The sequence below is a fragment of the Arthrobacter sp. P1_C12_2 genome, from assembly GCF_056406415.1.
In genome coordinates this window covers 91,660-106,796 of sequence record NZ_JBFUAF010000013.1, presented here as the reverse complement: position 1 = coordinate 106,796, position 15,137 = coordinate 91,660, and the positions used below count along the sequence as shown (strand labels likewise).

The 15,137-nt window shown below is 68.0% G+C and carries 14 protein-coding genes; 7 read left to right on the top strand and 7 right to left on the bottom strand.

Annotated elements, in window-relative coordinates:
- Positions 1–3 precede the first annotated feature (3 nt).
- Positions 4–603 (top strand): hypothetical protein, encoded by a 600-nt coding sequence (locus tag AC1DZQ_RS14870; RefSeq protein WP_476964258.1) that lies wholly within the window; start codon positions 4–6, stop codon positions 601–603.
- A 42-nt stretch (positions 604–645) separates the two neighbouring features.
- On the opposite strand, the gene AC1DZQ_RS14865 is transcribed toward AC1DZQ_RS14870, so the two are convergent.
- Positions 646–1,524 carry an HAD family hydrolase gene (locus tag AC1DZQ_RS14865; protein ID WP_476964257.1) on the bottom strand — a complete coding sequence of 293 codons (879 nt, stop codon included), beginning with the start codon at positions 1,522–1,524 and terminating at the stop codon, positions 646–648.
- A 145-nt stretch (positions 1,525–1,669) separates the two neighbouring features.
- Positions 1,670–2,950, bottom strand: a complete 1,281-nt coding sequence (gene serS / locus AC1DZQ_RS14860) for a serine--tRNA ligase (protein WP_476964256.1) — start codon at positions 2,948–2,950, stop codon at positions 1,670–1,672.
- Positions 2,951–3,027: 77 nt separating this feature from the next.
- On the opposite strand from serS, the gene AC1DZQ_RS14855 reads away from it, so the two are divergent.
- The gene (locus AC1DZQ_RS14855) at positions 3,028–4,092 is read left to right on the top strand and encodes a diacylglycerol/lipid kinase family protein (protein ID WP_476964255.1); all 1,065 of its coding nucleotides are present in this window, start codon (positions 3,028–3,030) and stop codon (positions 4,090–4,092) included.
- Positions 4,093–4,116: 24 nt separating this feature from the next.
- Here the strand turns inward: AC1DZQ_RS14855 and AC1DZQ_RS14850 are convergent, their stop codons facing one another.
- From AC1DZQ_RS14850 to AC1DZQ_RS14840, 3 genes are all read right to left on the bottom strand, one after another.
- The gene (locus tag AC1DZQ_RS14850; RefSeq protein WP_018774949.1) at positions 4,117–4,338 is read right to left on the bottom strand and encodes a hypothetical protein; all 222 of its coding nucleotides are present in this window, start codon (positions 4,336–4,338) and stop codon (positions 4,117–4,119) included.
- A 94-nt stretch (positions 4,339–4,432) separates the two neighbouring features.
- The gene (pheA, locus tag AC1DZQ_RS14845) at positions 4,433–5,416 is read right to left on the bottom strand and encodes a prephenate dehydratase (RefSeq protein ID WP_476964254.1); all 984 of its coding nucleotides are present in this window, start codon (positions 5,414–5,416) and stop codon (positions 4,433–4,435) included.
- Between the two features lie 18 nt (positions 5,417–5,434).
- Entirely contained in the window at positions 5,435–5,761 is a 327-nt protein-coding gene (locus tag AC1DZQ_RS14840) for a rhodanese-like domain-containing protein (RefSeq protein WP_476964253.1), read from the bottom strand.
- A 288-nt stretch (positions 5,762–6,049) separates the two neighbouring features.
- On the opposite strand from AC1DZQ_RS14840, the gene AC1DZQ_RS14835 reads away from it, so the two are divergent.
- From AC1DZQ_RS14835 to AC1DZQ_RS14820, 4 genes are all read left to right on the top strand, one after another.
- Positions 6,050–7,495: an amidase gene (locus AC1DZQ_RS14835; protein ID WP_476964252.1), complete on the top strand. Its 1,446-nt coding sequence runs from the start codon at positions 6,050–6,052 to the stop codon at positions 7,493–7,495.
- A gap of 377 nt (positions 7,496–7,872) precedes the next feature.
- Positions 7,873–8,994 carry an alcohol dehydrogenase catalytic domain-containing protein gene (locus tag AC1DZQ_RS14830; protein ID WP_476964251.1) on the top strand — a complete coding sequence of 374 codons (1,122 nt, stop codon included), beginning with the start codon at positions 7,873–7,875 and terminating at the stop codon, positions 8,992–8,994.
- A 127-nt stretch (positions 8,995–9,121) separates the two neighbouring features.
- Entirely contained in the window at positions 9,122–10,627 is a 1,506-nt protein-coding gene (locus AC1DZQ_RS14825) for a peptide MFS transporter (protein ID WP_476964250.1), read from the top strand.
- 4 nt (positions 10,628–10,631) lie between these two features.
- Entirely contained in the window at positions 10,632–11,489 is an 858-nt protein-coding gene (locus AC1DZQ_RS14820) for a phosphotransferase (protein ID WP_476964249.1), read from the top strand.
- A 30-nt stretch (positions 11,490–11,519) separates the two neighbouring features.
- Here AC1DZQ_RS14820 and AC1DZQ_RS14815 read toward each other — a convergent pair whose 3' ends face one another.
- Positions 11,520–12,173, bottom strand: a complete 654-nt coding sequence (locus tag AC1DZQ_RS14815) for a DUF4190 domain-containing protein (RefSeq protein ID WP_476964248.1) — start codon at positions 12,171–12,173, stop codon at positions 11,520–11,522.
- Positions 12,174–12,321: 148 nt separating this feature from the next.
- On the opposite strand from AC1DZQ_RS14815, the gene pgm reads away from it, so the two are divergent.
- Positions 12,322–13,971, top strand: coding sequence for a phosphoglucomutase (alpha-D-glucose-1,6-bisphosphate-dependent) (gene pgm / locus AC1DZQ_RS14810; protein ID WP_476964247.1), 1,650 nt, complete (start codon positions 12,322–12,324; stop codon positions 13,969–13,971).
- On the opposite strand, the gene AC1DZQ_RS14805 is transcribed toward pgm, so the two are convergent.
- Positions 13,961–15,121 carry a GGDEF domain-containing protein gene (locus AC1DZQ_RS14805; RefSeq protein ID WP_476964246.1) on the bottom strand — a complete coding sequence of 387 codons (1,161 nt, stop codon included), beginning with the start codon at positions 15,119–15,121 and terminating at the stop codon, positions 13,961–13,963. The two genes, pgm and AC1DZQ_RS14805, sit on opposite strands and share 11 nt — an antisense overlap.
- Between the last annotated feature and the right edge of the window lie 16 nt (positions 15,122–15,137).

Sequence of the window (15,137 nt, the reverse complement as noted above, 5' to 3'; positions counted from 1 at the left end):
AGAATGTTCACGCTGACCATCAATCAAACCGACAGCCGGCGCGACGGCGACCGCGTGCCGCAGCTCCTCAAGGACCTGCGGCACATTCCGGCGCGCCTCGATTTCGACCGTTCCGTGGAGGACGAGGTCCAAGGGATCCTGGACTGTCCGCACCAGGCGGTGGAAGCGGCCATGATCGCCCTGCGCAGCGGCAGCTGGTATGTGGGCATTGGAGTGGGCCCGGTCAATGAACCCCTGCCGAACCAGATCAAGGACGCATCCGGGCACGGGCTGATCTATGCCCGGCGCGCCGTGGATCGTCTTCGTAACGGCAAGGACCGCGTTCGCGTGGCCGTGGAGGGCCCGCTGGCCGATATTGCGGCGGAGGCCGAGGCCGTCCTGCGCCTCCTGGGCCACATTGTGCACGACCGGAGCCTCGCGGAATGGCGGGTGCTGGACCTGCTCACTCCGGGGGTGCGGGGTCAGCAGAAGGCAGTAGCCAAGGAACTCGGGATCACCACCCAAGCCGTGAGCAAAGCCGTAGCCCGGTCCCAGTGGAACGAAGAGCACGCGGCCCGGCCCGCTGCGGCACGGCTCCTGGGCCTCATCCTTGACGTCCGCTGACCGGCCGGGCCCCTCTCGGGAACCGCCCGTCCGTCCCGGCGCCTAGAGGAGGCTGTGAAGCACGTGCGCGGCGCCGTCGTCGTAGACCGATTTCGTCACTTCATCTGCGGCCGCGATCACTTCAACGGGGGCCTGGCCCATGGCTACGCCCCGGCGCGCCCAGGTCAGCATCTCGATGTCGTTGCGGCCGTCGCCGACGGCGACAGTGCGGTGGGCTTCAATGCCGAGCCGGTCGCGGAGCTGCTCCAGGGCGCTGGCTTTGGTGACGCCGGCGGCGGCAATGTCCAGCCACGCCGTCCAGCCCACCGAATACGTAACGCCGGCGAGCCCGATGTGGCGGATCGCGGTGTTGAATTCTTCCGGCGTGTTCTCCGAGCTGAATACCACCACGCGCACGGCGGTTGCCTCCAGCATGGTCTGGAAGTCGACGCCGACCGCTTCGACGCCGAAGCTGGCGTCCTGGAAGCGTTCGGTGGACAGGAAGTTGCCCTCCTCGTCCTCGAGCGCGTACTTCGCCGAGGGCAGCCGCTTGCGGAGGGCGCGAAGGACCGGCCCCGGGTCAAACGTTGCCTTGTGGACGATTTCGTAGCCATCGGGCAGGCCGGAGTCGATGCGCAGGATCACGCCGCCGTTGGAGCACACGGCGTAACCGTTCTCGATCCCGATGTGCTCGATGATGGGCAGCGTGGCGTTGAGGGAGCGGCCGGTGGCGATCATGACGTGGTGGCCCGCGGCCACCACGGCCTGGGCCGCCTCGCGGACAGGAACCGACATGTGCCCGTCGTGGTCCACGAGGGTGCCATCGACGTCCAGGGCGATCAGCATCTTGTCGCCGGCGCCGTTCCGGGCGCTTGCCGTGTTCTGGTGTGTTGTGCGCCGGTCATCGTTGCCGGCGACTGAGGATTCAGTCATGGTTGTCATCTCACAAGTAGAGCAGACACCCCCGACAGCCGCTAGGACACACGCCACAGCCGGGCGTGAACTTGCGGTAAACACCCACAGCCTGTTCCCAGTGTGAATGTTTACCCGGCGGCCATCGGAGGCCTGGCGGGGGTTAGGGACCGGGTTAGAGGACGGGGAAGACCGTCATCCCGCCGAGGTACTTCTGCAGGGCGGCGGGGACGTTAACGGAGCCGTCGGGGTTCTGGTGGTGCTCCAGGATGGCGACGATCCAGCGGGTAGTGGCCAGGGTGCCGTTGAGCGTGGCGACGGCCCGCGTGCCCTTGGGCGCACCGTCCTCGTTCACAACCCGTTCCCGGATGTTCAGCCGGCGCGCCTGGAACGTGGTGCAGTTCGAGGTCGAGGTCAGCTCCCGGTATGCGCCCTGGGTGGGGACCCAGGCCTCACAGTCGAACTTCCGGGCGGCGGAATTGCCCAGATCCCCGGCGGCGGTGTCAATGACGCGGTACGGGAGCTCGCACTTGGCCAGCATCTCCTCTTCCCACGCCAGCAGGCGGGCGTGTTCGGCGGCCGCGTCCTCAACCGTGGTGTAGATGAACATCTCCACCTTGTTGAACTGGTGGACCCGGATGATGCCGCGGGTGTCCTTGCCGTGCGAGCCCGCCTCGCGGCGGTAGCAGGAGCTCTGGCCCGCGTAACGGATGGGGCCGGCCGAAAGGTCCAGGATCTCGTCGGCGTGGTAGCCGGCGAGGGCTACTTCCGAGGTGCCCACAAGGTACAGGTCGTCTTCGGCGAGACGGTAGATCTCGGCGTCGTGCTTTACGTCAAAGCCGGTGCCCTGCATGGTTTCCGGGCGGACCAGGGTGGGCGTGATCATGGGGACGAACCCGGCGTCGATCGCCTGTTCCATGGCCATCTGGAGCAGCGCCATTTCCAGCCGGGCGCCGACGCCGCGCAGGAAGTAGAAGCGTGAACCGGACACCTTGGCCCCGCGTTCCATGTCGATGGCACCGATCAGCTCGCCGATCTCCAGGTGGTCCTTCGGCTCGAAGTCGGGGAATTCACGCGGCGTGCCCACCGTCTTGACCACAATGTAGTCATCCTCGCCGCCGGCCGGGACGCCGTCCTCGATCAGGTTGGGGATGGCGCGGAGCAGTTCCTCCTGGGCCGTCTGGGCGAGATCCGCCTCGGCCGACGCGCTCTTGACGGAGGCAGCCAAAGTCTTCACCTCGGCAAGGAGGGCCTGCTTTTCCTCGCCCTTGGCCTGGGCGACCTTCTTGCCGTAGGCGTTCTGTTCGGCCCGGAGGTTTTCGAACCGGATCAGCGCCGCGCGCCTGGCGGAGTCCGCAGCGATGATCGCGTCCACCACGGATTCGTCGGCGCCGCGGGCGCGCTGGCTGGCACGGAACTTGTCCGGATATTCGCTGAGGTCTTTTACGTCGATCACCAGACAAGAGTAACCAATCCGGCCACCGTTGCCGGGCACGCCGACCGGGGGCGCAAGCGGGATACTGTTGGATCACAATGCGCGACTGGCTGCTCTACCTCGTCATCGCTGGGGTCCTGGTCTTTGCCGCCTCCAGTTGGTGGGGGGTGCGTCGGCTAAAGGCCAAGCACACGCGCCGTGCCGTGTGGGAGGAAACCCACAGCCCGGGCCCGGGCCGCCAGAATGTTGCCGTGGTCCTGAACCCCATCAAGGCCCGGTCTGCCGAAGCCAGGACCCTGATTGAAGCCGCGTGCGCGGCGGCGGGCTGGTCGGCGCCCCGCTTCTTTGAAACCACCGCGGAGGACCCCGGCTTTTCGCAGGCGAGGGCGGCGGTGGCCTACGGGGCCGACGTCGTCCTGGCCGGCGGCGGCGACGGTACCGTGCGCGTGGTGGCCGAGGTCCTCGCCGGGACGGACACCGCCATGGGCGTGATCCCGCTGGGCACCGCAAACCTCCTGGCCCGCAACGTGCATCTGGAGGTCAACGACCTCCCCGGCAACGTGCAGGCGGCCCTGTTCGGGCACCAGCGGTTCATCGATACGGCGCGGCTCACCCTGGAAAATTCACGCACCGGGGAGTCCGCGCAACACACGTTCCTCGTGATCGCGGGCATCGGCATGGACGCCGAAGTGGTCAGCGACACCCTTGACGGCCTGAAGAGGGCAGTGGGCTGGCTGGCCTATACGGAAGCCGGGGCCCGGCACCTCCTGGGGCGCCGCAAGAAGGTCTCCATAGCGCTGGATGACCAGCCGGAGCAGGCCCGGAAGATCCGCAGCGTCTTGTTCGCGAACTGCGGCCTGATCCCCGGGGGAATCGACTTCATCCCGCAGGCCATGATCGATGACGGGATGCTGGATGTGGTGGTGATGAGCCCGCGCAGCGCAATCGGCTGGCTGGCCATGTACACAAAGATCGTCCTGAAGCACAAGAAGGACCTGCCGGTCATGACGTATTACCGCTGCGGCAAGATCACGATCCGGTGCCCGGAACCTTTGCCCACCCAGGTCGACGGCGATCCTTCCGGCGAGGCCACGAAGGTCACCGTCGAGGTGGCCCCGGGATCCCTGCTGGTCCGGGTCAAGGACCGTACCGAAGGCGGCTAGGCCCGCGGTGGCCGGAGCGGGCTTCTAGGCGCTGGCGGCCTTCTTCGCCTCTGCCGCCTTCTTCGCTTCTGCTGCAGCCTTGGCGGCCCGGGCTTCGGACTGCTCGCGGATCATTGCCTGCTCCTCTTCGAAGCGCAGGCGGTCCGCGCGGTCGGCGTCGTCGCCGTCCCAGTCCTGGTTCTCAGCTGTCGGCTTGGGATTGACAATCATTCCCTGGCCGTCATTTTCTGTGCTGGTGCCTGACATGACCCGCTCCCTCCCGTAGGGGACTTCCCCAATATGGATCAGGCAAGCATACGCACAGTTGGGAGGGGGTGGAAGTGCGCCATATGGCATTTGCCTACGCTCTGGGCGAAGCCCCCGGGGTATATTCCGGCTCAGCAGATGCGCCGCCCAGTATGTCTTTCACCCACGCATGCGCGGCGCGGAATGCCTGGTCGGAGGTATGCGGCGCAACCCTGGTCCGGTGGCCGTCTGCGCGCTGGTAGGACCCGAGGAAGCGGGTGGCCGGGCTGATCCGGTGAAGACCTGCGAGCGCGTCGGCCACCCGGGCGTCTGCGATGTGGCCGTCGGCGTCGATGCTGAAGAAATAGTGGCCCAGGTACTGTCCGGTGGGCCGGGATTCGATCCGGCTCAGGTTCACGCCGCGGGTGGCGAACTGGTCCAGGATCTCCATCAACGCACCCGGCCGGTCTTCGGGCAGCGGCACCACCACGGTCGTCTTGTCCGCACCGGTGGGGGCCGGCAGTTCGCCCGGGCGGCCCACAAGCACGAACCGGGTGACCGCGCCGGGGTTGTCACCAATGTTTTCCGCAAGCACCTTCAGGCCGGGCTGCTCGGTGGCCACGATCGGGGCGCATATCGCGGCGTCATAGTGGGCGCTGTCGCCGTCCAGCAAGCCCATGGCGGCAGCGGCGGTGGAAGAACCGGGGATGTATTCCGCATTGGGAATATTGGCGTCCACCCAAAGCCTGCACTGGGCCCAGGCATGACCGTGGGTGGAGACGCGCCGGATGTCCCCGAGGGCCACGCCGGGCCTGGCCACCAGGACGAAGCTGATGGGCACCAGGGCCTCCCGCAGGATCCTGAGCTCCTGGCCGGTGGCGATGGCGTCGAGGGTGGCCGTGACCCCGCCCTCGACCGAATTTTCGATCGGCACCATGGCCGCATCGGCGGAGCCGTCCCGCACTTTGTCCAGCGCCGTGTTCACATTCGAGGACGGGATACGGATGGCCTCCGCCGCGTCCGGGACCTGCATCAGGGCCGCCTCGGTGAAGGTGCCCTCGGGTCCGAGGAATGTGTAGGTGAGCGTTGGTGCGGGCATCAGTTCTTCCTTCTTCAGCTACAGGACGACCGGTTTGAGGCCGTTGTCGGACACGAGCGGCATGCCGGTCTCGACCCACTGGTCCATGCCGCCGGCCACATTCACCGCGGAATATCCCATTCCGACCAGCCACTGCGTGGCCCGGTAGGAACGGCCGCCGGTGCGGCAAATGACATAGACGTCCTCGTCCGGGTCCAGCTCCTCAATCCGGGCCGGCAGCTGGTCCATGGGAATGTGCAGGGCACCCTCGGCGTGGCCCGCAACCCACTCGTAGTCCTCACGGACGTCCACGATCTTGGCACCACCGGGGATGCCAGACACGCTTACGGTCTGGAAGTCGCTCATGTTCACCCTTTCCGCAGAATTCAAGCTCCGATCCCAGCGTATCCCCCGCCGCTGGCAGCGCACCCCCGCGGGCGGCACGTTACGCTTCTGGGGACCGCAAAGGAGACCTCATGGCTGCCGAACACCCCGCGGATCGGCCTGTCCGCGGCCCCCGCCACGGGACATGCCCTCCCCTGGCTGCGAGCGCTGGGCATGATGCCATTGTGTCCTTCGGCAGCTCCGAAGAATGGGCATGTCCCCCCGGGATGCGAGCCGCGCGGCCCAAACAACGGCCGGAGTCCCGCCTCCTTGACTGAGATCCACGAACTCTCCGCCGTCGAACTCCGCGATGCGCTCCGCTCCGGCGAGCTGTCCGCCAGAGCGGCCACAGACCACTTCCTGGAACGCATCGAAGCCCAGAATCCGCACCTCGGGGCCTTCATCACCGTCACTGCGGAACAGGCGCGGGAGGACGCCGCGGCAGCGGACCGGCTCCACGCCCTCCGGAGCCGAAACGGCGGCGCTTTGCCCCCGCTGCATGGAATGCCGGTCGCCTTCAAGGACCTGACGGATGTGGCAGGGGTCGTCACCACGCATGGAAGCGCCGCCCTGGAGCGCAAGCCGGCGCTGGCCGACGGCGCGATTCCGGTAGCGCTCAAGACTGCGGGCGTCGTCTCATTGGGCAAGACACAAGTCCCAGAGTTCGGCCTGACCGCCTACAGCGAGAACCGGATCGCTCCGCCGTCGCGCAATCCGCATGCGCTCAGCCGCAGTTCGGGCGGCTCCTCGGGCGGCAGCGCTGCCGCCGTTGCCGCGGGCCTGTTGCCGTTCGCCCCCGGGTCCGACGGCGGTGGCTCCGTGCGGATCCCGGCCGCGGCGTGCGGGCTGGTCGGGCTGAAGCCCGGACGCGGACTCCTGCCGGCCGGGGAAAGCTCCGGCGACCCCGCCCGGCTCGTGGTTGCCGGACCGCTCGCCCGCTCTGCCGCCGACGCCGCGCTGCTGCTCGACGCCCTGGTGCCGGGTGCGGACGGGCCGGTCGCGGCCGGCAGGGCGGACGCCAGCTACCTCGAACTGACCGCCAGGGAGCCCCGCCGGCTGCGGATCGGCATAAGCCTTGACAGCCCCTGGCAATCGATTTTCCCTTTCACCCCGGACCATGAGGCGCTCGACGCGCTGGCCGACGGCGTCTCTCGGCTGGAGGCGGCGGGCCACGAGACCTCGGAAGCCGCGATTCGCTATGACAACCGCTACGCGGACGCCTTCACCACGGCCTGGACCGCCGGCGTCGGCAGCGCACGAATCTCACCCCAGCGCGAGGCGCTCCTGACCCCGCTCACCAGGACGTTCCGCCGGCGCGCACAGCAGCGCAGCGCGGCCAAAGTCAACGAATCCGTCGGGTTCCTCCGGCAGTTTCAGCGGGACACGATCACGCAGTACGCCCATTGGGATCTCATGGTGACGCCGTCCCTGGCGCAGACACCCCGCCCGGTGGGCTGGTTCACGGGCGCGACCCACGGCGGGGGCTATTGGCCGGCCGCGGAATGGGCGGGCGACGCCGACGGCGACTACCGCAAACAGTGCGAATACGCGCCATGGTCATCCATGGTCAACGTCTGCGGGCTGCCGGCCATCAACATCCCGGTGCACTGGACCGGCGGCGCCCCGGGTTCGGGCCTGCCGATGGGCATCCAGCTGATCGGGCCGATGGGCTCCGAGGGGCTGCTGCTGCAGGTGGCCGCCCAACTGGGTTTCTAGCCAAGGACCGCCGCGGGATGCGCCGGCGGCCCCGGGCGGGACATGTCCGTAACTCACGCCGGGCACGGGACATGCCCGTAACTCACCTCGAGCACGGGACATGTCCAATCTCCACCATTGGGGACACATCCATTCCTCAGGCCATGTGCGGGACATGTCCAGTGCTCATCGCGGGACATGCCCTCCCCTTGCCGCTACGAGTGAACATGATGCCCCTATGTCCATCCGCGGGCGCCAAGAATGGGCATGTCCCCCGGCGGGGCCCAGGAAACCAGCCACCCGCTATCCCGCAACGCGTCGGGAAGCCCAAAATGGACGCTGGCGGCGGGCGGCGGCTATCGTTCACTCAAACCCGACCAGGCCGCGAAAGAGGATCGATGAAGATCACCGGTGCAGTACTTGAGGAAATCGGCCGCCCGCGCCCCTTCGCGGAATCCAGGCCCATCACCATCTCCGAGCTGGAACTGGCGGCTCCCGGGCCCACCGAGATCCTCGTCCGGATGGAGGCCGCCGGGATCTGCCACTCGGACCTGAGCGTCGTCGACGGCAACCGGGTCCGGCCGGTACCCATGCTGCTGGGCCACGAAGCCGCAGGCCGCATCGTGACGGTCGGTTCCGGCGTCACGGACCTGCAGCCCGGCCAGCGCGTGGTCATGTCCTTCCTGCCCCGCTGCGAGAACTGCGCGAACTGCGCCGAGGACGGCCGGCTGCCCTGCACGGCAGGCTCCAAGAGCAACAACGACGGGACCCTGCTGCACGGATCCAGGCTCCTAAGCCGCGACGGCGACCCGGTCCACCACCACCTGGGCGTCTCAGGCTTCGCCACCCACGCCGTCGTGGACCGCGCTTCCGCCGTGCCGGTGGACGACGACATCCCCGCGGACATCGCGGCAGTGCTGGGCTGCGCCGTGCTGACCGGCGGCGGCGCTGTGCTCAACGCGGCCCGGCCCCGCCCGCAGGACAGCATCATGATCGTCGGTCTGGGAGGGGTGGGCATGGCGGCGCTCATCACCGCCATCTCGCAGGGAATCTCGCGGATTGTCGCCGTGGACACGCTGGAGCAGAAGCTCGATCACGCCCGCCGCCTCGGCGCCCACGAAACGTACACCCCGCAGCAGGTCCTCGACGCCGGGGTCAAAGCCAGGTTCGTGATCGAATGTGCGGGAAATCCGCGCGCGTTCGAAACCGCGTTCGCCGCCACCTCCCCCGGCGGCACCACCGTCACGGCCGGACTGCCCTCCCCTGATGCCCGCGCCCAGCTGGCGCCATTGACCGTCACCGCCGAAGCCAGGACAATCGTGGGCAGCTACCTTGGTTCCGCCGTCCCCTCGCGGGATATCCCGAAATACGCCCAGCTGTGGCGGGACGGGAAACTGCCCGTCGAGGAGCTGATCTCGGACCGCATCGCCCTGGCCGACATCAACCAGGCCATGGACCAGCTGGCAGACGGCCACGCCATCCGCCAGGTCATCATGTTCGACGCCGGCGAGCCCGCCTAGGACACGGCCGCCCAGCCCGGCACGCCCCTGAAAATCAGCCGAAAGAGAGGCGAAACACGGTCCGGGTTGCTTGCCTCGGGCCTGCTCGAATGTGACAATCGCGCGTCACAATGTCACCATTAAGTAAATGAGCACAACTCATTTATCCCATCCCCCCGCTACAACGCCGGGCGATCCCTCGTTCAGTCCGCCCACTAAGACGCCGGGCGACACCTCGTTTTTTGGCCACCCAAAGATGCTGGCCAGCCTTTTCTCCGTAGAGATGTGGGAGCGCTTCTCCTTCTACGGAATGCAGGGGATCCTCCTCTACTACATGTACTTCACGGCCGCCCAGGGTGGCCTTGAGATTCCACAGGCCATGGCGGCCGGCCTCGTCGGCGCCTACGGTGGCGGCGTCTACCTCTCCACCATCCTCGGCGCCTGGCTCGCGGACCGGCTCTTCGGGTCGGAGCGCGTGCTGTTCGGCGCGGCCGTCCTGATCATGGCCGGCCACATCGGGCTGGCACTCGTGCCCGGCGTACCCGGCCTGATCGCCGGACTGGTGCTGGTGGGCGTCGGCTCCGGCGGCCTCAAGGCCAACGCCACCGCCCTCGTCGGCAGCCTGTACGGCGAGAAGGACGAACGCCGCGACGCCGGGTTCTCCATCTTCTACATGGGCATCAACGCCGGTGCGCTGATCGGCCCGCTGGTCACCGGCTGGCTGCAGGAAAGCCAGGGCTTCCACTGGGGCTTCGGCGCCGCCGCCGTCGGCATGGCCATCGGCCTGGTCATCTACACACTGGGCCGCAAGAAGCTGCCCCAAGAAGCACACCGGGTACCGAACCCCCTCCCCGCCGCCCAGCGCACCCGATACGGCCTGATCTTCGCCGGCATTGCCGTGATCATCGCCGTGCTGCTCGCGACCGGCACCGTGAACCCCGAGAACCTGGCCATGTCCATGGCCTACGCGGCCATTGGCGCGTCTGTGCTGTACTTCGCCCTGATCTTCAAGAGCAAGAAGATCACCCCCACCGAGCGCGGACGGGTGGCGGCGTTTATCCCGCTGTACATCGCCTCGGCCGCATTCTGGGCGCTGTTCCAGCAGCAGTTCACGTTCATTGCCGTGTACTCGGAGGAGAAACTGGACCGGAATCTCTTCGGCTGGGAAATGCCGGCCGCCTGGGTCCAGTCCATCAACCCGGTGTTCATCATCATCTTTGCCGGCATCATGGCCGCCCTGTGGACCCGGCTCGGCCGAAAGCAGCCCGGTTCGGCCCTGAAGTTCTCGATCGGCCTCTTTGTGATGGGCCTTGCTTTCCTGGCCTTCATCCCGCTGGCCGGCGGCGGCAAGACCCCTCTGCTGGCTCTGGTTGGAATCCTGCTTCTGTTCACTCTCGCAGAGCTGTTCCTGTCCCCCATCGGCCTGTCCGTGACCACCAAGCTGGCGCCCAAGGCCTTCCACACCCAGATGGTGGCGCTGTTCTTCCTCTCCGTCTCCTTGGGCACTACCCTGGCCGGCATCCTGTCCGGTCTGTACAACCCGCAGGACGAGCTGCCCTACTTCATCGGCATCGGCGGAACCGCCATGCTGCTGGCTGTGGGCCTGGCGGTCGCCTCACCGGCGATCAAGAAGCTCATGGGCGGCGTACGCTGACCCGATGAGCCCCGCACATCGCGTTCCGGTTGCTTCGCGCGTCTACACCCCCGCCCCCGGCGAGGCGTCCGACGTCGAACTCATGCCGCCAGGCGATGTCACCGACGGCGTGGTGCGGGTTGGCGGAACCATCCGCCGCCCGCACCAGCCGCAATCCCTCGCCGTCGCCGAGTACCTCGACTGGCTGGACGACGCCGGCTTTGAGGGCTCCCCCCGGTTCCTTGGCCGCGACCCGCAGGGCCGGGACGTCCTGACCTTCGTGCCGGGACGGTGCGCCGGGGCGCCGCCGGAAGTCTGGGCAAAGTCCGAGGACCTGTTGGCCTCCGTGGCCCGCCTGGTGAGGCGCCTGCACACCGCATCAGCCGGCTTCTTGCCGCAGGCCCACGCGTTCCCGCCCCGGCCGGTCCGGCCGAACCCCACTGACGCTGCCGTCGGGCTCATCTGCCATCTGGACGTGACACCGCAGAACGTGGTGGTCCGGGACGGCCTGGCCGCGGGGCTGGTGGATTTCGACCTCGCCGGGCCCGCCACGGCACACCATGATTCGCTGAACACCGCCATGCACTGGGTGCCGCTCCGCGACCCCGCCGACGCGTGGCCGGGATGGGAAGACCAGGACCCGTTCCACCGGCTGCGCGTCTTCGCCGACGCCTACGGCTGGAGCGAGGATGAACGACGCCGGGTGCCCGGCGCCGGGATCGACGCCGCGGCGCTCAGCTACGAACGGATGCGGCACAACGCCGCGGCCCTGGGCGGCGGCTGGGCGCGGATGTGGCGGGACGGCGTGGGCGGCCAAATCAACCGCCGGCGTGCTTGGCTGGAGGCCAATGCCGACCCGCTGGTGTCGGCGCTGACACGCTGAGCCGGCGCAGGCCCCAGCCGCCGGGCAGGCCTAGACGCCGTATCCGCTGTTGCGCGCGGTGCCGATGACCAGCCCGAAAATGACCAGCACCAGGATCGTGACGGCGATGCCGACGTATCCCATTACGAGGCCGGCGATTGCCATGCCCCGGCCGGCCGGTTCGCGCCGCAGGGCCATGTGCCCCAGGATCACGGCGGCCAGCTGCGGGAGCAGGAAGAATCCGAAGCCCACCAGCGCGGCGATGCCGCAGCACATGCTGGCGATGCTCAGGCTCTTGGGCGCCGGCGGCGCGCCGTAGTACGAGGGCTGGCCGTAGGCATTGGGGCTGCCCGGCTGAGCGTACGGCGACGGTTGGCCATACGGCGCGGCCGGCTGCCCGTAGACCGGAGGGTACGGGCTTGAGTACTGGCCGTGGTCAGGTGCCGCCTGGCCGGCGTAGGGCTGCTGGCCGACGGCGGGCTGCTGGCCCGTGTCGGGCTGCCGGCCCGTGTCGGGCTGCCGGCCCGAGTAAGGCGGCTGCGGGGATTCGGGTTGCGCGAACTGCTGCGTCGCCGACGGCCCCTGGTCCTGGCTGGCGGGGGGTGCCTGCTCCGGCGGAACGTCGGGCTGGTGGTCCGGGAGGCGCAGCGTCGGCTGGTAGCCCTCCGGTGTCTCGTCTTTGCCTTGTTTTGGCTGTTCAGTCATGGCTTGTCCCCTCAAGAAGTCTCTGGATCCAGAGTACCGCCGCACGGTTGGCTTGGGACCGGGCCGATCGGCGGGTTTTCTTTCGTCACAGGAACGGGTTTGGCGCGAAACCGTGTTGCACCCCGCCCTCGTCTGGCATGCTGGTGCCATGGCTAGCCGCGCGGGCACAGTTGCCCAACCCCAAGACCTTGTTGACCTCACTGCGCTTTTGGATGCGTACTACGACGTTTCGCCGGACCTCTCGGACCCGGGCCAGCGGGTAGCCTTCGGCACCTCCGGGCACCGGGGATCGAGCCTGAAGGCGTCCTTCAACGAACCCCACATCCTCGCCATCACGCAGGCGATCGTGGAATACCGGGCGGGCCAGGGCATCACCGGCCCCCTCTACATGGCCAAGGACACCCATGGCCTGAGCGAGCCCGCACAAAACTCCGCCCTTGAGGTGCTGGCGGCCAACGGCGTGCACGTCCTCATCGACGCCCGCCACGGCTACACGCCCACACCTGCCCTGAGCCACGCCATCCTTACGCACAACCGGAATGCCGCCCCGGGCGCGCCGCAGGCCGACGGCATCGTGGTGACCCCGAGCCACAACCCTCCGGGCGACGGCGGATTCAAGTACAACCCCCCGCACGGCGGCCCCGCTGACACCGACGCCACCGGCTGGATCGCCAACCGCGCCAACGAGCTGCTGGAAAACGGCCTGCGCGGCGTCAAGCGGATCACGGTGGCCGAGGCCCTCGCCGCCGGGACCACCGGCAAGTTCGACTTCCTCAGCAGCTACGTCGACGATCTCCCCTCGGTACTGGATCTCAATGCGATCCGCGAGGCGGGCGTGCGGATCGGCGCCGACCCGATGGGCGGAGCGTCGGTGGACTACTGGGGCGAGATCGGTGAGCGCCACCACCTGGACCTCACCGTGGTCAACCCCACGGTCGACCCCCAGTGGGCCTTCATGACGCTGGACTGGGACGAGAAGATCCGGATGGATTGCTCCTCGCCCTCGGCGATGGCTTCCCTGATCAACCGCATGTCCGACGGCGCCAAGTTCGACGTCGCCACCGGCAACGACGCAGACGCCGACCGCCACGGGATCGTCACTCCGGACGGCGGGCTGATGAACCCGAACCACTACCTCGCCGTCGCCATCGATTACCTTTACCGGCACCGGACCGGCTGGAACCCGCAGTCCGTGATCGGCAAGACCCTGGTTTCCTCCTCGATCATCGACCGCGTGGCCGAGAGCCTGGGCCGCAAACTTGTCGAAGTGCCCGTGGGCTTCAAGTGGTTCGTCCCCGGGCTGCTGTCCGGAGAGGGCGCTTTCGGCGGCGAGGAATCCGCCGGCGCCTCCTTTAACAAGATGGACGGGAGCGTCTGGACCACCGACAAGGACGGCATCCTGCTGGCCCTGCTGGCCTCGGAGATCACGGCGGTAACGGGCAAGTCACCCTCGCAGCTGTACAAGGGCCTCACCGACCAGTTCGGCGACCCCGTCTACGCCCGGATCGACGCGGCGGCCACCCGGGAGCAGAAGGCGGCGCTGGGCAAGCTCTCGCCGTCGGACGTCACCGCGACCGAACTGGCCGGCGAAACGATCACGGCCAAACTGACCGAGGCGCCGGGCAACGGCGCCGCGATTGGCGGCCTCAAGGTAGTCACCGAAAACGCCTGGTTCGCGGCCCGGCCCTCCGGCACGGAAGACGTCTACAAGATCTACGCCGAGTCCTTCAAGGGTGCCGAGCACCTCAAGCAGGTCCAGGCCGAAGCGAAGGCCCTGGTGGACGGGGTTATTTCGTAGTTCCGCCGCCGGTGGCCAACTCGGCGCGGTCCCTGCCAAGCGTCTTTGCCTGGTAGAGGGCCGCGTCGGCCAAGATCACTGCGGCGTCGAGGCCGTCCGGTCCGGAACCGGTGGACGCGATGCCGTAGCTCACGGTGGGCAGCCGGGGAATGACCGCGGACCCGGATTGATGAAGCCGGACGCTGATGCCGGCAGCGATTTCCTGCGCCCGGTCCGGCGTGACGCCCGGCAGCAGGAGGATGAATTCCTCGCCGCCGTAGCGGCCCACGAGGTCGGTGGAGCGGACGGTGCCGGCGCAGGCCCTGGCAAACGCCTGCAGTGCGGAGTCCCCGGCCGAGTGGCCAAACTGGTCGTTGATTGCCTTGAAGTGGTCCAGGTCCGCCAGGATGAGCGACGCCGTCGTGCCGGTCCGGCGCAAGCGGCGCAGTTCGTTTTCCGCGAGGTCCAGGAACGCAGAGCGGTTCAGCAGGCCCGTGAGTCCGTCCACAGTGGCGCGCGAACGCAGGTCCCGGGTCTGTTGTTCGTAGCTCAGCTCGGCCATCGTGAAGGACGCAACCACGAGCGTGACGATCGAGAATACGGTCATGGACGCCGAGCCGAAGACCGACGTGAAGACCTGCCCCTCTGGCCCGTCTATCAGAAAGGCGATGAGGCGGCCCGCGTAGAAGACGGCCAGGATGCCGGCGCCCACGGCGAGGGGACGGTGCACGCGCGAATAGTCGCGCTCAATCAGGAACACCTCCCGCGAACTCAACCCGATGAGCAGGGCCATGAACGCCAAGTACACCGGCCCTCCCGCCCAGATGTTGGTAGCCGGGTGGTCGAGGATCGAAGCGACGGCGGTGGCACCAGGGGCCACCGCGAGTTGCCAGGGCCGGAGTGCTGTGGCCCGCAGCGAGCGGGCACCGGCACAAATGCTGGCGGCGGCGGCGACCAGCAGGACGTTGCCGGCCGGGTTGGCCCAGACCTGGTGCACTGTCCCGCCCAGCAGGTACGCGGCGTTGCCGACCAGGAACAGCAACAGGGCCATGCACCACCAGCCGCTGTAAGGCGACCGGGTCCGCCGGAAGGTAATGAAGTAGAAGAGCATGAGCAGCGTGAGGTCTACCAACGCTAAAGCAACACGCAATGTCGCCGTCTCCAGCATCATGTAGTGGCCCCCCGGT